We start from the raw sequence: 22,360 nt of genomic DNA on the forward strand, positions 1-22,360 counted from the left end.
GTTACACCTTCAGGTCCGTCAGGCGTCGGATAGAGTAGACACCCACGCAGTAGAGGACGAAGAGCGCGGGAAAGCCGATGACGAAGATGGGGTCCTGGGCAACGTCGAGATAAAATATCGGGTTTACCAAGAACATGCCGAGCAAGGTGAAGACAGGCAGGACGGTCAGCATCCAGCCGGTCATGCGGCCTTCCGAGCTCAAGGCGCGGACCTTCAGGTAAAGCGCCGCCCTCTCACGGATGACCTTGGACAGGTTGTCGAGAATTTCAGCCAGGTTGCCGCCCGTCTCGCTCTGGACCGAGACGCACACCACGAACATGCGGATGTCCTCAAGATCCCAGCGCTCGGCCATGGCCGCAAACGCGTCATTAAGCTCGGCCCCATAGGCCACTTCGTCCGACACAAGTCCGAATTCGGTGCCGACCGGATCGGGCATTTCCTCGGTGATGATGCCGACTGCCGAGGCAATCGGATGCCCCGAGCGCAGCGAGCGCGAGAAAATGTCGAGAGCCACCGGGAACTGCTCTTCCATCCGCTTGCGGCGCTTTTCGGCCTTGCGGCTGATCAGCATGATCGGCAGCGCAATGGTCGCCCCCAGGCACAGGACCACGGCAAGCTGGACTACGCCCAGGGTGATCGTGATGCGAAGGATGAAAAGGACAAGCAGCATCAGGCACAGCGATGCGAAGAAGGCAATGACCATGCGCAGCAGGATCTGCTTCGCCTCGGTCCGTATTGCCGCCATCATCACCATGCGCACGAAATTGACGTACTTGCGTTCGAACCAGCCGGCGTCCGGCGAAAGATGCGGGGGCGCGTTCTTCAGCAGGGAGTAGGCCACCGCCTCGCGCGAGAGGCCCGCCCGCAACATTCGCAGACGTTCGTTGATGCCGGAGCGCTCCGATCGCCGCTCCCAGGCAAATCGCAGGAAGATCTGCGAAATGAGGAAGACGGCGATGAATGCCGCGAGCAGGACGAAGAGTCTGACGAAGAGGGCCGTCATGACGGGTCGAACGCAGCAGAGTGGCGGAACAGTTCGGGATCGAGGTGGATGCCCTGCTCGGCCAGTTGGCCCGCAAACTTCGGCCGGATACCCGTTGCCTCGAAATGGCCGATGACATTGCCGGCATCGTCGCGTCCGGACATCTTGAAGCGGAAGATCTCCTGCATGGTGATCGTGTCGCCTTCCATTCCGGTGATCTCGCTGAGCGAGAGCATCTTGCGCTTGCCGTCCGACAGTCGCCCGATCTGGATCACGACGTTGATCGCCGCCGCGATCTGGCCGCGGATCGAGCGGGCGGAAATATCGATGCCGCTCATGCCGACCATCTGCTCGATACGCGAAAGCGCATCGCGCGGGGTGTTGGCGTGGATCGTCGTCATCGAACCGTCGTGACCGGTATTCATCGCCTGCAGCATGTCGAAGGCTTCTCCGGCGCGACATTCGCCAAGGATGATGCGGTCCGGACGCATACGCAGGGCGTTCTTGACGAGCTCGCGCTGCGTAACTTCACCCTTGCCTTCGATGTTAGCCGGCCGCGTCTCGAGCCTGGCAACGTGCTCCTGCTGAAGCTGGAGTTCCGCCGAGTCCTCGATGGTGACGATACGTTCGCGCTCATCGATGAACGAGGACAGTGCATTGAGCATCGTCGTCTTGCCCGAGCCGGTGCCGCCGGAAATGATGATGTTGCGTCGGCCCAGCACGATCCCGCGCATCACCTCGGCGACCTGCGGGACGATGCTGCCGATCTCGACCATGCGCTCCATGCTGATCGGCTTCTTGGAGAACTTGCGGATCGAGAGCAGCGCGCCATCGATGGCCAGCGGCGGGACGATCGCATTGACGCGCGAGCCATCCTGAAGGCGGGCATCGACGAAGGGCGAAGACTCATCGATGCGACGGCCGACCGCACTCACGATCTTCTGGATGATCCTGAGCAGGTGGCGCCCATCCTGAAAGCGCGTGGTCACTTTCTCAAGGACGCCGAAGCGCTCGACAAAAACCGAATCCGGACCGTTCACGAGGATATCGTTGACGGTCTCGTCCTTGAGCAGCGGCTCAAGGGGGCCAAGGCCGAGAAGTTCGTCGAGAACCTCCTCGCACAGAGTCAGGCGCTCGGCCCGGTTCAGCATCTCGCTGCGCTGCTCGAGAATCTCGGCGACTATGACCGAGATCTCGTTGGCAATCGTCTCGCGCGACATCTTTTCGAGAGCCGCGAGGTTGATTTGGTCGAGCAACTGGCGATGGATCTCGATCTTGAGATCGAGCTGGCGCGATACCGCCCGCTGTTCCGGTTCGAAGAGAGGTGCCGGCGTCAGCTTGTCGAGCGACATCCTCGGTGCCGCGCTTGGCGGATCCTGAACTTCCGGCGTTCTGCGAAGCTGCCACATGGTCAGTCCTCCCTCTTGAGACTGCTGTCTCTCAGCAGCTGACCGAGCTTGCGAACGTCAGCCATGAACTTGCTCTTTCGGTGAACGGCACTCGCCAGCATTCCCTGGTCCTGCGACGTGCTGACAAGAGGCGATTCCAGCGCAACCTTGCCCAGAACCCGGTGATTGAGCGTGCGGGAAACGTCATCGAGGTCGATGGTCTTGAACAGGCGGTTCTCGACCCGGTTGACTACGATCTCGACGGCGGAACTCTCGATCCCGACCGAGGCGAACAGCTCCAGCCGGCGACGCGCCTGACGCAGGCTGGCGATCGAGAGCTCACACACGAGGATGATCGAGTTTGCAGCAAGAGCCGCGGACAAGGTCCAGTTCGTCCAGTTGGCCGGAAGATCCAGCACGACGTAGCCGAAGCGCTGGCGCAAAAGATGGATTACGCGCAGCAACTGGTCGATATCCACCGATTCCAGCGGCAGGATGGCATCGGGCGCAGTGACTACGGACAGGCCGCCGCCCGCTTCGCCGATTGTCGAAGTCAGCAGGTCGTCGTCGAGACGGTCGCCGGCTTCGAGCAGATCGTTGAGGCTACCCCGGGGATTGACGCCAAGGTAGATGCCGACGTTGCCGAACTGCAGGTCGAGGTCGACGATGACTGCCCCCGCGTCACCCGCATGCTCGGCGAGATCCGAAGCGAGGTGCGTCGCAATCGATGTCGCGCCGCAACCACCGATGGAACGCGCCACTGCCACCAGCGGGGCCAGCTTCCGCGCCGACCGGGGCCGCGTATCGCGCCGCACCGAGGCTTCGAGCACAACCTGCATGAGTTCTTCGGGTTCAAGGGGAAGCGACACGACATCGCTCACGCCCTGACGTACCAGCGTCCGCACCAGCGAGACGCTGGCATCGCCGATCGCAGCGATCAGCGGAATGTGGGAATAGTGCTCGCGAAGCGAAGACAGCCGCCGCATCGATCCTGCGTCGCGCGGATCGACTTCCGCGACGATCTGGGTGGCATCGCCGATCACCGCATCGGGCACCTGCTCGGCCGGGTCGAGTTCATGCGCACGCACCCCTGCCGGAAACTTGCCCCCGACCGCGGCACTGAAAGCGGAGATGTAAGGTCCGCTGGCAATGACGAGGATGTCGGTGTCGCTCTTCAACGTGCCTTCCCTTATCGATTGGGCGAGTTGTTCATGAATTCCCATTGAGGTCACCTAGTTGGACACTGTTCCGCTGCCATCTTCCATGGTCAAAGCGTACGCGAATGAAGGTAGAGGTACCGAAACCTGAAACAGCAGCGTGGTCAGCGGCGTATATGTCATGTTGCGCAGGCTGACGGTCGTCAGCGGGGCAACGTCCGGACCATTGGGATCGCCGGAGAAGCCGAGACCGGACCAGGCATAAGTCACCACCACGTTGCTTGCGGTGATATCGCTGTCGATCTGCGCCATGCGCGTGACGAGCCGCCCAAATGCCGCGTTATCAGCCGTCAGCGGGAAGTTGCAGGTACCACCGCTGGCGCAGGTGCACGAAGCCGTCGTGCCGTTGCTCTGACAGGTAACTCCGGGGAAGGCCGTCTGGTCGACGACCGTGCCCTGGGGGACACCGCCGGAAACGGCGAAACTATACGTTTTCAGGCCGCTCGCGACCATGTCGGTGGCAACAGCCCAGCGCGCGCCGGTTTGCGTCGCCTTTTCCGCCTGATTGATGTTCCAGGCATAGAGGCCGACATCTATGGTTCCGATCAGCGCGATCAGCAGGATCGGCAAGACAAGCGCAAATTCTGCCGCACTGGCACCGTTCTGGTCGCGGACAAGTTCGAGGAGACGCTTCATAGTCCCATCACCGGGCTTTGCGCGGAAGCCTTCAGCCTCCACCCTGTCGTCACCAGTCCGAGAGTCCCGAACAGTGAGGGATAGGCGACGTCGGCGCTGATCTTCACTCTGGGCGCATTCCCACCGACGCTGGCATAGATACCCTGCTGGCTGGATGAGCAGTCGACGGCAATCGTTACGTCCGCATTCGCCCAGCCATACACAGCGGCCGTGCCACCGGATATCTGTCCCGTCCGGGCCAGATTCTTCACCGCTGTGGCATCGCCACCGAAGGTTCCTGCACAATCGTACTGGCTGAAGGGCAAACGACCGGCATAACGGGCGGCGTCACGAACGCCCTTCACCACGCGGTGTTCGCACATGATGTAGTACGCGCCTTCGAACGTCCCGAAGATCAGCAGCAGGACCAAGGGCAGGATCAGTGCCATCTCGGCTGCTGCTGCACCGGATTGGTTCCGCAAGATGGCGTGAACACCGGACATCGTCACTTCACCAGATAGGGAACGTCGCGACGAATCTGCTGCGCCGCCGTGCTCCCTCCTCCGCCAAGCTGAGTCGCTCGCACGATTTCAACGTAGACGTCGCTCTTCTCGGTGTACTTCGATCCACCCGTTCCACGGGTCGCTGATGGTTCGACCAGGAATACGTCAACCCACGACTGAACATGGACGCCCGAAGTCGAACCGGTAATTCCTTCAGCCTGACAATTGATTACGGCGACGGAGATGAGGCGACGGTCCGGAGCCGATCCGTTCACCGGGATTCCGGGCGGTTGGCAATAAGGTTGCGGCCGCGAGACGATCGCACCGTCACTCTGGTTCTGCAACCGGCTCGCCGCATTATCGGCTTCGTATTTGTAGACCTGATAGCGCGTGGGCGTCGACGTCCCGAAGGTTCCCGAAATGCTGAAAGTGGTCGGATCGTAATTCGTGGAATTGGTCTTGAAATAGGCGTTACGATCCCAATTGCCGTCGCCGATAATTCCGCCGCTGCAAGAACCGGTCAGACTGATCGCGTGACACATATCCCGCGGATAGCCCATGGGCGACGTGTTCGAGATTTGCGTAGCGGTCAATGGTGTGGTGGCAGAGGTCGGCCTGTAAGGACGCGGCGCTTCGACCCAACCATTGCCGCCGCCGTTGGCAATCCCGCAATTGCCCGCTCCGCCCTTGTGCATCAGGTCCTTGCGGCTGTTGGCAGAAGGCGGGCAAAGGCTGTTTCCGACGCCGCAGGCCTGGTTCAGGCCGTTGTCGTAAATGTCGAAGCGCGTGTTCAGGGCGTCGAGAACGCTGACCTGTTCACCCGGCTTCGTGGTAACGTCGTCGACACCTACGCAGTCTCCGGGAATTTCGACACGCCCGAGCGTCTGCGCCGTCGCCTGTGCACCGTTCCCGGCGTTCGTCTGGAGATATCCGAAGTTACCCGGTCCGTAATTGCCACCGCCGTCATTGGCGATCAGCCGCATTCCCTTGCCGATATAGTTCGACACGGTGAACGTCGGATCGGTTGATTCCGCCGGATTGCACATGAAGACGGGCGGCACCTTGCAGATCGAAGATCCCAGCCCCGCCAGAGCGCTGGCATTGAGCGAGCCGCTCAACAGGCCCGTGACCGGCGTCAGTGCATAATCGACGGTCCTGACGTCAACGTCGACCTCGATGAAATGCGCGTTTGCGTCGCTTGTGGCGGCGGTGGTTGCATTCCTGTCCTGCCAGAACCGGACGCTGCCGGTCGCATCGCAGGCTGTCTCAGAAGGAATGGAAATCGTGTGCGTGGTGCTGGCCAGAAGCGTCGTATTGGTGACGAGTGAGATGGCCGCAGTCGCCGCGCGCGAGCAGGCGCCAGTCTTTCCGTCCAGCTGCGACGCCCCTGCCAGAGCGGCCTGGTCGGCACCGTTCTGCAATTCGCTGTCCATCGTCGAGAGCCGCGCGTAGTCGAACCCGACCCCCGCGACCGCGATCAATCCCATCAAGGCAAGGGCATATGTCGCCGCAACCGCGCCGTTTTCATCCTCTTTCAGAGTTCGGAAAACATCGCGCTCCATGGCTGCGTGCCCTTCCCCCGTCAGTTCGATCCGCCGCCTGACGACATACTCTTGGTAGTCGTCATACGTTCGGGCTTCTTGACCTTGTCCTCGCGATAACGTTCCACCGCATCGGCGGCGTGATCGCCCGAGGATTCGGGGATTGCTGTCTCGTAATGCGGGTCCGGATCGATAACCTGCGCCATCATCGTCTGGCGATTGGCTTCACCGAAGTTATCCGGGCCACCCATGTACGGCGGTGTGTCAGTCGTTGCGCAGGCCGAAAGACCAACCGCGAGAACGAGCGCTGCGGCGAGGCCCGGCAGCGGGGATTTCTCAATATTCATAGCCGTCCCCCTTGTCCTGCGTCCCGGACTGACCTTCCGTCGGCGTCGCCGGAGCGACGGGCTGCGGGCTGTAGGGCTGCCCGAGCAGGAAGGTGTTGAGTTCACCCGGATCGGCCACGCGATCGGTGGGCAGGCGCACCTGGCTCGGCTTGATCGGCGCGACGAGCCTTGGCGTCACCACGATCAAAAGCTCGGTCTCGCCCTTCTTGAAGCCGCTCGAACGGAACAACGAGCCGATGATCGGCAGCGAACCAAGGATCGGAACCTGCTTAATCGTCGTTTCGAAATCCTTCTGGAGCAGGCCCGCGATGGCAAAGCTCTCCCCATCGCGCAGTTCCAGGGTCGTGCTGGCCCGACGGGTCCGCAGACCCGGGATCACGATATTGCCGACCGTGATCGAAGCCGTTGGATCGAGAGCACTGACTTCGGGCTCAACGATCATGCTGATCGTCTTGTCCCCAAGCACCGTAGGCGTAAAGCCGAGGCTGACGCCGAACGGTTTGAATTCAACGGTGATCGCCTGATTGCCATTGCCGCCGCCCGAACTGCTCTGCTGCGCGACCGGCACCGGAAATTCGCCACCGGCAAGGAACGAGGCTCGCTCACCGGACAACGCGACCAGCGTCGGTTGCGCCAATGTCTTTGCCATCCCGCGCGATTCCAGCGCATTGAGCGTTGCATCGATGTTGAGCTTACCGATCGAGAACCGCTGCCGGAATATGCCGAAGGCATCGGTGATGGCGGAAAGCTGCAAGATACCTTCGCCGGTATCCGGGTCTGGAACCAGCTGCGAGCCCAGACCGGTGACCGAACGGAACTTGCCGTTGTCCGAATTCGCAAAGGCACTAACACCGATGTCCTTCCCTGCCGAGCGATTGACCTCGGCAAAGCGCACTTCGAGCATGACCTGCTGGCTGGAGCCCATCGTGACAAGATTGATGACCTTGTCCCCGGCATAAGCTTTCGCGAGCTGGGCTGCGCGATCCGCTGCACCGGCGTTGTTGACCATGCCGGTCAGGACTACGGAGTCGTTGGAGATCCGTGCATCGATCTTGCTGCCGGGGATCAATTCGTTGATCTGGTCGCTGAGCGCTTCGACGTCAGGGCCCACGGCAATGTCGATGATCGAGATCACCCGACCGGCGTTGTCGTAAAGCGTCAGGCTGGTCGTGCCCATCTTCTTGCCCAGCACGTAGATCGAACGATCCGTGACGGGAAGAATATCGGCAATGTCCGAGCTGCCGACCATCGCCTTGGCGATCGGGCGGTCGGCCGAGACCACCTGGCTCTTGTTGAAGGGCACTTCCAGCGTGCCGGCATGAAGACCGCCGGCAGTGAGGGCCTGCGCCCGCGCCGTGTCGGCCGATCCGGCGAGGCCGGCTCCCGACATGGCCACCAGGGCAAGGGCAAGCGCCGTGCGCGTCGTGCGATTAGTAGCCACGTTGCACCTCATACTGGCTGGGTTCGCTGCCACGGAAAATCGTCATCATCGGTCCGCTCCTGCGCGGCGCGCTCGTCGCGGGCGACATGACCGACCGTGAGATCGGTGCAGCCGGAGCTGACGGCGCGCGGCTCTCCCGCGAAGCAATGTAGATCTTCCGGGCTGTCAACTGGTTCGGAAGGACGGTTGATGCCGCGGTAACGGTTTGATCCGTAGCATTACGTAGAGCAAGGCTGAGCACGCCAAGCTGCTGCGCCAGCGCCAGCTTCTGCGCGCCGAGCGTATCGACCTGCAGAGTGGCGGTCTTGCCTGCTGCAGTCGGCTCCGTGCTCTTTTCGCTCGCATCGACATCGATGGCGAGGACAGGGACTGTCGAGAGGACAACGTCCGTCATCTTGTCATCGGTCGAGGCACCGTCACCAGGGATCTTGCGCGTCAGCAGCACGTCGACCGTGTCACCGGGACGAATGAAGCCGCCCGCGGCGGCAACGGCGCTGATCGGAACGGCAACAGCATACTGACCCGTAGGAAGGTTGGCCGAAAGGGTCGGCCGCGACGAGAGCTTGGAAGCAAGAACCGGCTCACCGGCTACAATGTTACGCAAGGTCGCATTACCTTTACCCGTTGCGTCAGCAATGGAAGTAAAGGCACCCTCAGGAATGGAGTTTGACGGCCAATTTGCAAGCCGGACGTTCTGATCGTTCAGAACGGTACCGAAGGGCAATTCTTTCGTTGCTACCACGATCTGACTCAGATTCTGCTCTTGCGCGATCCTTGCCTGTCGTTGTTCGACACCCGAAAAATAGGAATTTGCCAAGATCACGGCGACTAGGCCCAGAACAACAGCAATCCCTACGAGAATGATATTGCGCCCCTGCATTTGAGCGCCCCCCCTTGTTGCCCTCAGGAAATGAAGTAATGGCCCCCCCCCCCCTTTTTGGGGGGGGGGCCTTAACAAATCAGCAAGAACCACTATTACCACTAGCGTTGATGCAGGTAGTTGCCTTGTTCATAGCGCCCGAGACTGCGCCGCCGAGCTGGAATGCGGCGACAGCAATGCCGGTGCCGACGAGAGCAAGAATGAGAGCGTATTCGGCAGCCGAAGCGCCAGCTTCATCGTTAACGAAATTACGGATAAACTTGATCATAGCGCACTCCTAGTCAACATTTTGCGGTCCCCCAGCCCCATGGCTGCCCGCCTGACTAATGTTTTCAGGGCCCCGGCATCTATTTCCGGCTAACCCACCGTCCGTGAGAGAGTACACTGGAACCAACGCGACCTTTGTTCTTTTAGAACCGTGACTTGCATCGGCTCCTATGCGTAGGTTCCCTCACTGGGCAGGCTTAGAATTGATCGCGAAGGTCAAGTTGGTCAATTAAAAAGCTAAGTGTATTTTTTATCTCTGCAAATCAGTAGCTTACGAAAGTTAATCGTTGAAATAATTGGTTAATTTCCAAGCACTTGTGGGGATTTGGCATCAACCTAACCCGATTCGAAAACGACTCACCGCCGATTCCCCTCGCCAAATTTTACGCGAGCTTAACCAAGACCGACCATGTTAAAGGAGGAATGGAAAGGGAAAACCGAACATGTGGCAGCCGCAGATAACGGATGGTCGCAGGATCGAATACTACAAGGGCACACTCCTCTCCTGGCTGGAGAACCGGAGCATCGGTGTTGTGAACTTCTTCCATTCGCGAATGGAATCGATCATCACATACTGGCTAGTCACCATGTTGCTTTTCGCCCTGGCCAAAGTTGCCATTGCGGCGAACGACAAGACGCAGTTCGCAAGTCTTGCTGCCATGATCTTCCCCTTCCTCGCTGTCACAATGGCACCGGTAGTCGCTTACCGCATCGCCACGGCCTGTTTCCCGCTCCGCGACCTGGCATCGCAACCTTCGTTCCGGCTCTGTCGCTACGGCCAGTGGCGGCAGCTCGATTGTCTTCAGGCACGGAAGACCACGGCGTTCGGTCCGACAGGCTTTATGGCGTCGCTAATCGCCGGAATGCTGCTCAACGTGCCATTCCGGACGGCAGAATTCATGCTTGCCATGCCCGCAATGCCCGCAAGTGCTCCTGCCTGGGCAACGACGATGCTGGCGATGATGACGATGGATGTCGTCGTCCTGAACTTCTTCTACACAGTATGCTTCGTCATGGCCCTGCGCACCGCCCCTCTTTTCCCGCGTATGCTTGCTTTCACCTGGCTTCTCGACGTGATGATGCAGTTGCAGATTGCAGAGAAAGTCACGCAAACCGGCAACCTACCTGCTTCGGTTGCAACGGCATTGCATTCAATGCTCTCGGGCGACCTCGACAAGGTCCTGATCAGCGCGGCGATCTGGCTGCCTTACCTGATCCTGTCGGAACGGGTTAACGTGACCTTCCGCCATCGCACACGCGCAAAGCCTGCCGCCATTGCCGCTTGACGGGGCTCTTCACCACGCGCGGTCCGGTTTCCGGTGAGCCCACGTAGCGCCTTCGCTGGCAAACTATCCTTCGTGCAGCTTGGCTGGATCGATCGCCAGAGGCTCGTCGCATACTCCGCGATCCTGTTGATCGCTTCGCTGCCAAGCTTCCTGCATTTCTATATGCAGGCGAATGGCGAAAGCGGCAGCGATTTCCTGGCATTCTGGTCGGCCGGGAGACTGGTCCTGACCGGGGCAGCCGAAACCGTCTACGATCTCAAATCGACCTTCGCGATACAGGCTACAGTCGGGCGGAATGACGTCTTTGCATTCGTCAACCCGCCGCCGTTCCTCTTCATCGTCGCGCCGCTTGGCTTCCTGGCCTACAATCAGGCGTGGGTGGCATGGATCTGCGCCACTTACGGGTTCTGGCTCTACCAGACGCGCAAAGCCGATAGAGAGCTAACCTGGCCGATAGCAGCTTTCCCCGGCGCCCTGGTTTCAGCATGGCATGCGCAGACTGGTTTACTGACCAGCGGCATTCAAGCGGCCTTCGCAACCAATCTTGAGCGCAGGCCTTTCGTGGCGGGACTTTGGACCGGCACGCTCATCATCAAGCCGCACCTTGCGGTGCTGATGCCCGTAGCCTTCCTGGCATCGCGCAACTGGCGCGCAATTGCCGGTGCGGCGTGCTCAAGCACAATTCTATTGCTGCTGGCGTGGGTGGTCTTCGGCAGCGGAACAATGCTGGCCTATCCCAAAAGCTGGGAAGTAAGCCGCGCATTGATGGCCAATTCCGGACCGGAATTCTTCTTGCGCCAGACCACTGTTTATGCGGCCTTGCGTGCAACAGGCAGCGAGTATCTCGCGATCTGGGCGCAAGGCATGACCAGTGTCGTTCTCGTGTGTCTGACCTGGAGAGTTTGGTCCATAGAGGTCCCTACCGATGCCAAACTGGCCTTTCTTTTCGCAGCCAGCGCCCTGGTAACGCCGTATCTCTTTAACTACGATCTTGCGTTCCTCATCCTGCCTTGGCTCTGGCTGGCAAGGCAATCAAGGGAACGCCTGTTCGGAGCATGGAAGCGGCCGCTGTTGGTAGTGCTTTATCTTGCGCCTTTGGCTTGCCGTGCGTTGACGTTTCCGCTCGGGATCAATCTGACCTTTGCCTATTGCATACTGCTTACCGCACTGATCTGGCGCTGCATTATCATCGAGAAGAATTCGGCCAAGACGCAGCCTGACGCCCATCATCGTTAATATCCGCTAACCACGGCGATAAACGGCATATTGATGCCGGTGCGGCAAGTCTTTGCCGTATGAAGTGGTCCCATCTCGTTGCTGCGGGTGTGCCGGTTCTCGGCTTACAGCTCGCCATTGCCGCTCCGGCGCAGGCTTCGGCCTCGGTGGTGCTGGGGCTGCCGCTGGTGGCCGTTGCTGGGATATCGGGCCTTTCTAGTCTCACTCCATCGGGTTCGGACTTTTCTGCCAGCGCTTGTGAAGGGTCCGCCTCTGCGGGGCACGTCGCTCTGACGCCGGAACCTGTCGCCAGCAAGGCGGCTGCGCTGCTGGGCGGCGCGCCGAGCAAGCTTGAGCTGATCTCGATGCAGCAATCGTCTCGCAAAGGGCAATCGTCGCAGGCTCTGGCGCCGATCGCGCCGGCTGCCGGGGGCTGGCGCTGTGCGACACTGGCTGAGGCGCGCACGATGCCCGCGATCTACTCTGCAACGAGCCATACGCCGGCCAATCCCGACAACTTCCTGGGCAGCGCACGCCTGCCCCTGCGGCATACGAACTTCGATGCGCAGTGGGACCGGGTTCGTAGCGCCGGGCTGTCGAGCCGTGTCGTAGCCGGGATGGCTACGCGCTCCGGCGCTGGCGTAACCGAAACCGCGCTTGCAGCGGTCAATGCGTGGTCCAACCGGCATATCCGCTACCGCGAGGACAGCGACATCTACGGCAAGCCCGACTACTGGGCGACCGCCAGCGCCACCCTCAAGCGCGGCGCCGGGGACTGCGAGGACATCGCGATCTTCAAGATGCAGGCGCTTGCCGCACTGGGCGTGCCGCGTTCCGACTTGTACCTGACGATCGCGCGGGATACCGTGCGCAACGCCGATCATGCCCTGCTCGTCGTCAGGCTGGAGGGCCGCTACTGGCTGCTCGACAACGCGACCGACAAGCTTCTCGACGGCGCGATGAGCTACGACTACCGGCCGATCATGTCGTTCAGCGCCGGCGGCAAGTGGCTGCACGGCTATACGCGCGAACCGGATCAGGCGCCAACGCTTCTCGCCGCGCGCTGAACGGGTCGCATCGCGTTAAAATCAGCGCTCGGTCAGGGCCTCGTCGAAGGCGCGCAGAACCGGCTTGAACAGGTAGGTCAGGATGCTCTTGCGGCCCGTGACGATCTCCACGTCGCAGATCATGCCCGGCATGATCGGCAACTTCGTGCCGTTCTTGACGATGAACGCCTTGTCGGTCTCGACCATCACGCTGTAGTACGCCTTGCGCTCGACATCGTCGTAGATGCTATCGGCGCTGATGTTGCGCACGCGGCCCGTCAACCCGCCATAGATCGAGAAGTCGTAGGCCGTGACCTTGACGTTGGCAGGATCGCCCACCTTGATGAACGCGATGTCCTTGGGGTCGACGCGGGCCTCCACCAGCAGCTTTTCGCCCACCGGCACGATCTGCATGAGCTTTTCGCCCGCATTGACGAAGCCGCCGACCGTGGTGACCTGAACATCGTTGATGTAGCCGGTGGCAGGCGCGCGCAGCTCATTGCGTTCAAGGCGCGCTTCGGCGCCCTTGATCGTCTCTTCGTTGACGGCGATCTTGGTGGTGATCTCGCTGCGCTCGTTGAGCGCTTCCTGCTGGAAATCGAGGCGGGCCTGCCGCAACTGCGCCTCCGCTTCACGGATCGCCGCCTGCGCACGCCCGACGCCCTGCCGAGCGGCGGACAAGCGGCCCTGCGTATCGACCAGATCGCGCTGCGCGGTCAGCAGTTCGGTCTTGGGGACGATGCCCTTCTGCGCAAGCGGGGTGAGCATGTTAACCTGATCCTGCGCCAGCTTCGCGCTGTTCTGTAGCGAGGCGACGGTTGCCTGCCCCTCCTGCAGATCGCGGCGGCGCTGATCGACTTGCGCGACGAGAGCGTTCTGGCGGCTCTGGGCCGCGGCGCGGCGCACTTCGGAGAGGCGCGCTTCCTCGGCGCATATCGTACCTTCACCGCAGGAACTGTCGGTGCCGGTGCCCTCGCCTTCCAGACGATCGGCCCGCGCGGTGAGGCGTTCGTTCTCCGCCTGCAGCTGGCCCAGTGCGGAGGAGGACTGGGAATCGTCCAGGCGGACGAGCAACTGGCCCTTCTTCACCATCTGGCCGGGCCGCACGAGGATCGACAGCACCGTGGCCGGGCTGGCGGCCTGGACGAGCTGGGCCTTGCTGGAGGGCACGACCTTGCCCATGCCGCGGGTCACTTCATCGACGCGGGCAAGCCCGGCCCAGACGAACAACACCAGCAGGGCAACACCGCACAGGACGATCAACCTGCGGCTGGCATCCCAGTCGTCATACCCGATCCGCTCCCTGAAAGACGAAATCATGGCGTTCATCGTGCGAGCACTATCCTTGACGGCGCGGATGCCGTTTCCATTCCCGGTTCGACGGCCTGCGACTGGACCGACGTGGTGGCAGCGATTGCCGACTGGTATTTCGAGCTGGCCGAAACCGGATCGGGGATCGAAAGGCGCCATTGCTTGGTCGTGTCGATACGACCGCCGACATCGTTTGCGGCGTGGCGATCAGTCACGGCCGGCGGCACGGTCAGTCCCGGCACCGGAGCCGGTTCGTGCCCCTGCTGCGACGCGGCCAGAAGGCGCGCGCGCAGACCATCGTAATCGAGCACCGGGATCCGTTCGACGCCGCTGTAGGCGCTGGTGAACAGCGCACGCTGGCCCCACTTTCCGTGCAGTCGATAGAAGATGTGACGGCCGATCTTCTCGATCTTGGCGAGGGTGAAGGCCCACTTCGGCAGGACGTAATCGGCGTGATAGTTCGTCGCGGTACCGACGCTGGCCTCGACGCGTCCGGCCAGCGCCTCGCGCGCGACGTCCTGCGCCTCGGCCCACAGCGACGCCATTGGGGCACGAAGCAGCGCGCCGTCGCAGGTGAAGCTGAACTGACACCCGGTGTTGCGCTGCGAACCTTCGTAGACGACGCCGCAAACGCTGTTCGGATAGGCCGGGTGGCGCACGCGGTTGAGCACGACCTGTGCCACGGCCCGCCTGCCCTCCAGTGGCTCACGCGCCGCCTCGTAATAGACGGCCTGGCTCAGGCACTTCAGCGCCGTCCTGTAGGCATTGCCCGAGGCTTGGGGAAAAGCGAAACTCGCTGCACGCTCCACCGGCAGATCCGAAACGGCGATGGCCGCATTGCGCGCTTCGGCTTCGGTTCCCTCAACGAGGATCTGCGACTTGTCGTCGACCGTCATCGCTTCCACGGCGCGCAGTTGTTCGGGCGGTACGATGACCGCCACCGGCTCGCTTGCGTCAAACCCGAAAACGCTGCGCAGCGCGGGAACCTGGGTGCAGGCGGCGACGCCGAGCAGGACCATGCCGCCCATGACGCCGAACGCCACGCGCCGGTTGCGCCCGGACATCCCGTGCGCGGATCTCCGATGCGCTGCATGCTGTGCGATTGGGGCGGCTAGCGCACTCACGTTCTGGCTCCCATGCCTGCCGACGCGATGATCTCGTCACGCGGACCGTCCGCCACGATCCGACCCCTGTCCAGCACGATCAGGCGGTTGCAGACCGAGAAAAGTGCCGGTCTGTGGGTCGCGACAACAAGTGTCTGCGAAGCTGACATGGATTGGGACAGCCGTTCGACGAATAGTTGCTCGGTCTGGCTGTCCATGGCCCCGGTGGGCTCGTCGAGGAACAACAGGCGCGAGGGCTTCACCATGGCCCGGGCCAGCGACAGGAACGCCCGCTGCCCTCCGGAAAGCTGCACCCCGGATTCGCCGACCGGGCGATCGAAACCGCTGGCATCGCGCGAGAGGAATTCGTCCGCGCCGACCTGCCGCAAGGCACGCAGGAGGTCCTCGTCGTGCACGATGCCCGCGCCGATCGCGAGGTTGTCCTTGATCGAGCCACTGAACAGCACCGCGTCCTGACCGACGAAGCGATAGGCGTTGCGCAGGTCCTGCGGGCGGTACTGGCGGCTGTCGATCCCGTCGACCAGCATGGAGCCGGCTGTGGGCTGGTAGAGACCGCAGATCACCCGGCCGAGGGTCGACTTGCCCGAAGCGACCTTGCCGATGATGGCGATGCGGTCGCCTTCGTTGATCGTCAGGTTGATCCCGGCGAGCGATGGCACCGATGCCTGCGGATAGGTGAATTCAAGATCCTCTGTCCGGATATTGGCGCTGCGCACTTCGGGGGTCAGCGAAGCGCTGCCCATGGTGCGCTCGTCCTCTTCGAGCCAGACCTGCTGCAGCGAATCCAGCACCTTGCGCGCCTGCTGGCTGCGGGTGAGCAGAAAGGCGAGCTGCGCGGCAGGAGACAGCGAGCGGGTCGATAGCATGACGATGGCGATGATCGAGCCCATCGTGATCTTGCCCGCGTCGAACAGGTAATAGCCGCCAATGACAAGGCTGATGCTGGTGACCTGCTGGAACGTCGAGGCCAGCGAGATCGCCGCCGAACTCACGTCGCGCAGGCGGCGCTGCGAATGGGCTCCGGCTTCGGCCAGCTGGCGCCAGCGGCCGAGCATCGCACCCTCGCCCGACAGGCTCTTGAGCGTTTCGATGCCGGAGATCGATTCCACCAGCAGCGTCTGCTGCAACCCGTTGTCGACTTGCGCATCGAGCGCCGCGCTGCTGACCTTGCGCTGCAGCCGCAGGCCGAAGATCGCCATGCATGCCGCACCGATCAGCGGGACCATCGCCAGCCAGCCCGCGATATAGGCGATCACCGCAAGAAACAGGACAAGGAAGGCCATGTCGGCGACGAGCACGATGGTGGTCGATGCGTAGAAATCGCGCACCAGCGAGAATTCCGAAACGCGCGCCACGAGGTTGCCGGTGTGCCCCTTGCGTCCGGCAAGCGGCGAAGACAGCACCTTGGAGTAGATCTTCTGCGACAGCTTGAGGTCGAGATCGCGCCCGATCTGATCGAGAACGCGGGTGCGCGCACGTCGGATCATGAAATCCATGGCAAAGGCGATCAGCACGCCTGCCGCCAGCACCCACAGGGTCGCCTGCGCGCGGTTGGGAATGACGCGGTCGTACACGTTCATCGAGAACAGCGGGTAGGACAGCGCCAGGACGTTGACGATGACGGAGGCCACCATCACCGGCCAGAACTGGCCCCGCAGCTTGTAGAGCTCGCTCCAGAACCAGTGGCTTTTGGCCCGCTCCTGCCACGGTGCCCCGGCCTCCCGCGCGGTCGAGGAATCGCCGAAGACGGTGGCCATCCAGCCATCGTAGCGTTCGGCAAGGGCCGCAATCGGCTCCCAGCCTTCGCTGCGCGTTTCCGGACGCCAGACCAGCGCATCGCCGTCCTTCACCTCGTGAACGACGGCGACCTGGCCTTCCTCGAGCGAGACGATGGCCGGGTAGAACTCCGGCTTGGTCGGCAGCCTGGTCCGGCGCGAGGCATCGCAGTTGAGGCCGAGCAGTTCCAGCGCGGCTTCGGCCTGATGGCGCGGCAGGTACCCTTGCGCATTGCGCGCCAGCGACGAGAACATGACCGGTGCGCAGGACACCCCGGCCTTTTCCGCCATGCGGGCAATGCACGCGACGAGGAGGTCTTCCTCGCCGCGTTTCGTTTCCGTTCGTTCGAACATTACGCTCTTCCAGAGGAGCGGCAACCGGCCCCGTTAGCCCTTGCCGTCGATCGCCACGCTGCCATGCGGGCGATCAGGGATAGGTCCGGTACTGGGTCTCGGCCGGGTTGGGCGGGCCGTAGTGGAAGCGGTCCCGCTCGTTCATCCCGGCGCCGGCACCTGCGGGCACGTTGATCGTGGTGAGGAAGCGATTGGTCGCGGCCAGCACCTGATAACGGGCGAACATTTCCGAGAAGCGCGCGGTTTCGAGCCGCACCTGCACGTTGTAGCGCGTGTTCTGCGCATCGAGCACGTCGAGCAGTGACCGGCGGCCGACATTGAACTGACTGCGGTAGGACAGCAGCAGGTCGTCCGACACGCGGCTCTGGTTGCCCAGCTGTTCACCGATGCGCCCTTGCGTCTGCAGGGTGGTCCAGGCGGTCTGGACGTCCTCTTCGGCTTCGCGGGTGACCTGGTAGAGCCGGTAACGCGCTTCGCTCGCGCGGCGCACCATCTCCTGGTAGTTCGCGCGGTTGATGCCGCCGTCGAAGACGTTCCAGCGCAGGAACACGCGGGCCTGCACGTCCTTGGTGGAACCGCGGAAACCGTCGATGTCCTCACCGGCGCGCCCGTTCAGGTCCACGCCGATCTTGGGGAAGCCGTCACCGCGCACGCTGTCTGCCAACGCGCCGGCGGCATCGACGTCCGCCGCCGCTTCCTTGACCAGCGGATTTTCGGTGCGGGCAAGCCCGACCGCTTCGCTGAGCGTGCCCGGCAAGCCTTCCACCAGTTCGGGTGGCATCGAGACGTTGTCGATGTCGAGACCGGTCAGGCGACGCAGCTTGATCTTCGCTTCCGTCAGGTCCTGCTCGGCCTCCGACTGGCGGACGAGTGCGGCCTGCAGTCGTTCTTCCGATTGCTGCTGGTCGGCGATCGAGATCGATCCCTGTTCCACTCCAGTCGTCAGATCGTTCACCAGCGAGCGGTGAAACGCCACGTTATCCTCGCTCGCGGCAACGATGCGCTGCTGGAGGAGGATATCGAGGTACTGACGCGCGACCTGAAGGGCGATGTATTCCGAACGTTCGACCACCCGCAGCGAGGCCCCGTCGACGCGCGCTGCCTGGCGCAGCAGTTCTCCGCGACGGCGACCGAAGTCGAGCGCCACCCATTCCGCGCGCACTTCGGCGCTCAGCGGATAGAGCTCCTGCCCGGCAATACCGAGCGAACGGCGGGTCCTGTTCTCGAGGTGGCGCCAGCCTGCCGAAGCCTCGACATCGACGCGCGGGGCATAAAGGCCCTGCGCCTGTTTACGCTCGAACTGGATGGCCTCGGTATTATACTGGGCCTGCGCCACTTCGGGGTTCGAATTGACCGCAACGACGATGGCATCGCGCAGGCTGACCGGGCCGGCCGACTGCGCCAGCGCCACCGAAGCCGTTCCGGACAACAGGACTGCAATCCCTGCCGCGATGGTTCTACCGTACAACATCTTCACACCTCTCCCGGTCACTCGACCGTAATCTCAACGCGGCGGTTCTGGAGTTCGCGAACCCCATCCGCCGTCGGCACGCGCGGGTTGCTTTCGCCGAACGCCTGCGTGGACAAACTGGCCGTCGTGCCATGCGACACGAGGTAATCGCGCACGGCATCGGCCCGGCGCGTCGAAAGCCCCATGTTGTAACGGTCACTTCCCGAACGATCCGTATATCCGTCTATCCGGATCGCAGCCCCGCCGCAGCCTGCCGTCGATGCGACAGTGGAATCGAGGATCGTCGCCGCGTCTGGCGAGATCAGGCTGCTGTCCCAATCGAAGAACACGATGTAGGGACCGGGCAGACACGGCGCCGCGGCAACCGGCGGCGGAGCAACGGTCTCCTGCGACACCATCTGCGGCTGCGTCATGCGGCGATAGGCATCGTCGCACTTGCCGATGCTGACGGGGTCCTTGGTCCCGCTCTTCAGGAAGCCCAGGGCAATGCCGCATTGCGCCTTTGCCTGCGACGCCCACATGAATGCCGGCGTATCGGCCGCGACGACGTTCGCGTCCCCGGTCTGCGCCAGAGCAGCGTCGTAGCGCGTTCGGATCTCGTTCCTGAGCTCCCCTTTGCCAAGCGACATCAGGTCCGATTGCTGGTCCTGTGCCCATGCCGCCACCGGGACCAGACATCCAGCCAGCGCGAATGCCGTCAGAGGCCCCTTCCAATTGCCCGTCATTTTCATCCCCTCGATATCCCGGGTCGCGTCAGGCGACCGTCGTCGAATGTGCTTCCATGGCTGCGGCCATCGCAGCCATCTCAAATCCACCGGCCAGACCCGCAGCGTGCAGACCCTCAAGGCCGCCCCCGGCGAGCATGGTGCCAAGCGCGTGATCCAGAGCTTCAGCCCCCATCGCCTCGCCACCGGCGGGAGCGCCATGCGCGCCCAAGTGCCCGGCGAAGTGATCGATCAGCGAGTCCACAGCATGGTGCCCGGCGCTTTCAGCAATCGCTTCCTGCACGGCAGGTAGATCCACGGGGCCGTGTTCGCCCCCATGCCCGTTGCCCTGCCCGTTGCCTTGCCCATCCGAGCCTGCGGCCTGCTTGCCCTGTGCGGCCAGCAACAGCGCCTGCATCAAGCCGGAGTCGCCGCCGCCGAACAGGGTCGGTGCCGGGCTCGCCTGTGCATGGCCCTGCTCGCCCCCGCCAAGAGGCTGCGTCGCAACGTCCTGATGCTGGACCGCCTCGCCAAGACCGTGTCCCGCGCCCTGCTCTGCCGCATGCTGCGCCGGATGGCTTGCCGGTTCGCTGTCCTGGTGCACTTGCCGATCGTCATGCAGGAACGACACCGGCGGCGTCGCCGAGGCATGTTCCGGCACCGCAACCGTCACTTCGGGCAGATGCGTCTCGAAGGTCTGCATCGCCGCGGCAATCGCCTCGATCGCGATCGGGGATAGCGGCATCGCATGGGCTGCGCCCGACATCATGAAGCCTGCCGCAGCCGCCGTGATCGCCGCCATTTCCGCCGTGCGCGCCGTGGTCTGGCTGTCCACGCTCGCCGTGGCGAACGAGACGTCGGCCAGTGCGTAAGCAGCACCCTTCATGGTGTACTCACCGGTCGCATGAACGATGGCATCGCCGTTGGCTTCCAAAGATCCCGGGCCCTCTGCGGTCAGGTCGATCGCGGTGATCCCCATCTGCGCGAGCGTCTTGAACTCGCCCGCATCGACGACACCGTTGCTGTTCGCATCCTGCCAGACGCCGAACTCGCCGTAGGCTGCATCGGTCGCGGTCAGCTTGCCGTCGCCATTGCTGTCATAAGCGAGACGCAGGCCCTCAAGGTCGGTCTCCGCTCCCGCTGCATCGTCGGTGAAGACGATATCGAGGCCGTGACCGGTATCGTGTGCCAGCAGGCCGTCATCGGCGCCGACCCAGGCGGTCTGCACAAGACCGCTGCCATAGTCATGCGTGACACCGGCATCGAGCCCGAGGAATTCGACGCCGTCGCCATCGAGGTCGAGCGCCACCGGAGGCGTCGTCGTCACCGCCGTGATCGAGAGGTTCGACTGCGCCGAGACGTCGCCGTCGCCGTCCACCACTTCGACCGGAATGGTGAAGTTGACCGGGTCGTTCGTCAGCGTGCTCGCGCCGAAGTCTCCGATCTGGAAGGTGTCGCCACCGGCCCAGGTATATTCAACGCTGTTGAAACCGTCACCGGTGAAGACCGCGATCTGCGTGCCGGAGAGGCTGGCGCCCGAAGCACCCGCGACACCGCCGACATTGACCGAACCATCTGCCAGAAGCGTCACCGTGAAGGTATGGCCATTGACGATATAGTTTGTCGCCGTCGAGGTCGGGATGATGATCGGATTGCCGCTCGCATCTTCATAAGCGACACCCTGATATGCAATCGAGACACCCGTTATGGTGTCCTTCACGCCATCCCCGACAACGGTATTACCGTCGGGGTCATCGAATGCAGTGATGTTGACGGTCGATCCACTGCTCGACTTGAACAGGGCAACCGCGCCATTGACGGTATAGTGACCGTCGAACACGTGGTCGCGGTTCACCGCCGTATCATAGTCACCCTGACCGTCAGCCGGATCCCCGCGCAGATCGGTCACGAAATCGACACGGAAAGTCTCACCGGATCCAACTGAAGCACCTCCGCCGACACCACCGGTATTGGCCGTCGAGTTGATCGTGCCGTCATTGGTGTGATTGATCGACGGGGTCAGCAACAGGTCCTGACTGTTGTTGTCGATCGGCGCCCCTACCGTCTCACCCACGGGGATGAAGCCCGACCAGCTGTTGTTGCCGCCAACGAAATTGTACCCGCCCGCATTGAAGTCGATGTTCTGGATCGAGTCGATCGTCCCGTCCATGTCGACCGTGTACGTGGCGCTCGACGGGTCCAGCGTGACGGTGAAGATCTTGTCCGCACCGGCATAGGCTTCAAGGACCGTATCGCTGACCAGCGTGTAGGTGATCGTCACGAAGTTGTGGGTCAGCCCGCTGTCCGCTCCGTCCAGCGACGACGCGAAGCGCACAGTGCCCGCTCCATCGGCTCCGTAGTTGTCTATCACCGACATGTCGGCGTCGAGGTCCGCGGGTGCCGAGACCGGCGCCGCGCCGTTGGTCACCTGGATCGCCTCGGGCACAACGGCATAGGGCGTATCGTCGACGACATCGATCGAGATCGTGCCCGTCGTCGTGTTCCCGTTGGCATCGCTGGCGGTGTACGTGAAGCTTTCCGCGCCGAGCGCCGTCGTCACGCCATCGTTGGCTGACGGCGTCGTCGTAACCGGCGAAGTCAACGTGTAGGTAAAGGCACCGGTGCTATTGTTGAGCACGAGCGTGCCGTAAGTGCCCACCACTGTCGTCAGGTTGCCGTTAACCGTACCGCCGGCGATCGAATAGCCACTCGCCCCTGTCACGGAGACGGCGCCGCTCGCAGTTTCGCCCGTATCCGAGGGCATCGAACCGGTAATCGAACCCGCCGCAACGTCCGCACCCGTCTGGGTGGTATCGAGCGCTTTTTCGTAAACCGTGACGCTCTCATCGTCGCCGACCAGCGAAACATCGGTAAGGCTGATCGTCAGCGTCGT

The 22,360-nt window shown here is 62.6% G+C and carries 19 protein-coding genes; 3 read left to right on the forward strand and 16 right to left on the reverse strand.

Annotated elements, in window-relative coordinates; all coding sequences use genetic code 11:
- Window position 1: 1 nt before the first annotated feature.
- The 10 genes from SPHV1_RS20525 to SPHV1_RS24615 all read right to left on the reverse strand — a co-directional run bounded on the left by SPHV1_RS20525 (window position 2) and on the right by SPHV1_RS24615 (window position 9,182).
- Complete coding sequence (locus SPHV1_RS20525) at window positions 2-1,003, reverse strand: type II secretion system F family protein (RefSeq protein WP_054947859.1); 1,002 nt, start codon at window positions 1,001-1,003, stop codon at window positions 2-4.
- A complete protein-coding gene (locus tag SPHV1_RS20530) occupies window positions 1,000-2,391 on the reverse strand; it encodes a CpaF family protein (protein WP_139383900.1) in 1,392 nt (463 codons plus the stop codon). Before SPHV1_RS20530 ends, SPHV1_RS20525 begins: the two co-directional genes overlap by 4 nt.
- 2 nt (window positions 2,392-2,393) lie before the next feature.
- Window positions 2,394-3,548 (reverse strand): pilus assembly protein CpaE, encoded by a 1,155-nt coding sequence (locus SPHV1_RS20535; RefSeq protein WP_231634782.1) that lies wholly within the window; start codon window positions 3,546-3,548, stop codon window positions 2,394-2,396.
- 54 nt (window positions 3,549-3,602) lie between these two features.
- Window positions 3,603-4,223 (reverse strand): TadE/TadG family type IV pilus assembly protein, encoded by a 621-nt coding sequence (locus SPHV1_RS20540; RefSeq protein WP_054947861.1) that lies wholly within the window; start codon window positions 4,221-4,223, stop codon window positions 3,603-3,605.
- Window positions 4,220-4,705, reverse strand: coding sequence for a TadE/TadG family type IV pilus assembly protein (locus SPHV1_RS20545; protein ID WP_079729556.1), 486 nt, complete (start codon window positions 4,703-4,705; stop codon window positions 4,220-4,222). Before SPHV1_RS20545 ends, SPHV1_RS20540 begins: the two co-directional genes overlap by 4 nt.
- Window positions 4,706-4,707: 2 nt before the next feature.
- The gene (locus tag SPHV1_RS20550; RefSeq protein ID WP_054947862.1) at window positions 4,708-6,267 is read right to left on the reverse strand and encodes a TadE/TadG family type IV pilus assembly protein; all 1,560 of its coding nucleotides are present in this window, start codon (window positions 6,265-6,267) and stop codon (window positions 4,708-4,710) included.
- 20 nt (window positions 6,268-6,287) lie between these two features.
- Entirely contained in the window at window positions 6,288-6,593 is a 306-nt protein-coding gene (locus SPHV1_RS20555) for a hypothetical protein (RefSeq protein WP_054947863.1), read from the reverse strand.
- Entirely contained in the window at window positions 6,583-8,034 is a 1,452-nt protein-coding gene (locus SPHV1_RS20560; protein ID WP_197277761.1) for a type II and III secretion system protein family protein, read from the reverse strand. Before SPHV1_RS20560 ends, SPHV1_RS20555 begins: the two co-directional genes overlap by 11 nt.
- Window positions 8,024-8,914, reverse strand: coding sequence for a Flp pilus assembly protein CpaB (cpaB, locus tag SPHV1_RS20565; RefSeq protein ID WP_054947865.1), 891 nt, complete (start codon window positions 8,912-8,914; stop codon window positions 8,024-8,026). The genes SPHV1_RS20560 and cpaB overlap by 11 nt, the downstream gene beginning before the upstream one ends.
- Before the next feature lie 79 nt (window positions 8,915-8,993).
- Window positions 8,994-9,182, reverse strand: coding sequence for a Flp family type IVb pilin (locus tag SPHV1_RS24615; RefSeq protein ID WP_082431087.1), 189 nt, complete (start codon window positions 9,180-9,182; stop codon window positions 8,994-8,996).
- 442 nt (window positions 9,183-9,624) lie between these two features.
- Here SPHV1_RS24615 and SPHV1_RS20570 point away from each other — a divergent pair, with 442 nt between their 5' ends.
- The 3 genes from SPHV1_RS20570 (at window position 9,625) to SPHV1_RS20580 (ending at window position 12,749) form a co-directional block, all read left to right on the forward strand.
- Window positions 9,625-10,467, forward strand: a complete 843-nt coding sequence (locus SPHV1_RS20570; RefSeq protein ID WP_054947866.1) for a DUF2569 family protein — start codon at window positions 9,625-9,627, stop codon at window positions 10,465-10,467.
- Between the two features lie 72 nt (window positions 10,468-10,539).
- Window positions 10,540-11,703, forward strand: coding sequence for a glycosyltransferase family 87 protein (locus SPHV1_RS20575; protein WP_054947867.1), 1,164 nt, complete (start codon window positions 10,540-10,542; stop codon window positions 11,701-11,703).
- A 59-nt stretch (window positions 11,704-11,762) separates the two neighbouring features.
- The gene (locus SPHV1_RS20580) at window positions 11,763-12,749 is read left to right on the forward strand and encodes a transglutaminase-like cysteine peptidase (protein WP_054947868.1); all 987 of its coding nucleotides are present in this window, start codon (window positions 11,763-11,765) and stop codon (window positions 12,747-12,749) included.
- Between the two features lie 21 nt (window positions 12,750-12,770).
- On the opposite strand, the gene SPHV1_RS20585 is transcribed toward SPHV1_RS20580, so the two are convergent.
- From SPHV1_RS20585 to SPHV1_RS25535, 6 genes are all read right to left on the reverse strand, one after another.
- Entirely contained in the window at window positions 12,771-14,057 is a 1,287-nt protein-coding gene (locus tag SPHV1_RS20585) for an HlyD family type I secretion periplasmic adaptor subunit (protein ID WP_231634784.1), read from the reverse strand.
- Window positions 14,054-15,103: a cell wall hydrolase gene (locus SPHV1_RS20590; protein WP_231634785.1), complete on the reverse strand. Its 1,050-nt coding sequence runs from the start codon at window positions 15,101-15,103 to the stop codon at window positions 14,054-14,056. Before SPHV1_RS20590 ends, SPHV1_RS20585 begins: the two co-directional genes overlap by 4 nt.
- Before the next feature lie 56 nt (window positions 15,104-15,159).
- Window positions 15,160-17,292, reverse strand: coding sequence for a type I secretion system permease/ATPase (locus tag SPHV1_RS20595; protein ID WP_054947869.1), 2,133 nt, complete (start codon window positions 17,290-17,292; stop codon window positions 15,160-15,162).
- Between the two features lie 73 nt (window positions 17,293-17,365).
- Window positions 17,366-18,763 carry a TolC family protein gene (locus tag SPHV1_RS20600; RefSeq protein WP_054947870.1) on the reverse strand — a complete coding sequence of 466 codons (1,398 nt, stop codon included), beginning with the start codon at window positions 18,761-18,763 and terminating at the stop codon, window positions 17,366-17,368.
- A 17-nt stretch (window positions 18,764-18,780) separates the two neighbouring features.
- Window positions 18,781-19,488 carry an OmpA family protein gene (locus SPHV1_RS25895; RefSeq protein WP_054947871.1) on the reverse strand — a complete coding sequence of 236 codons (708 nt, stop codon included), beginning with the start codon at window positions 19,486-19,488 and terminating at the stop codon, window positions 18,781-18,783.
- Between the two features lie 28 nt (window positions 19,489-19,516).
- A partial coding sequence (locus tag SPHV1_RS25535) for a beta strand repeat-containing protein (RefSeq protein WP_369817963.1) occupies window positions 19,517-22,360 on the reverse strand: 2,844 nt, incomplete at its 5' end.

It is taken from the genome of Novosphingobium sp. KN65.2, from assembly GCF_001368935.1.
Lineage (GTDB): Bacteria > Pseudomonadota > Alphaproteobacteria > Sphingomonadales > Sphingomonadaceae > Novosphingobium > Novosphingobium mathurense.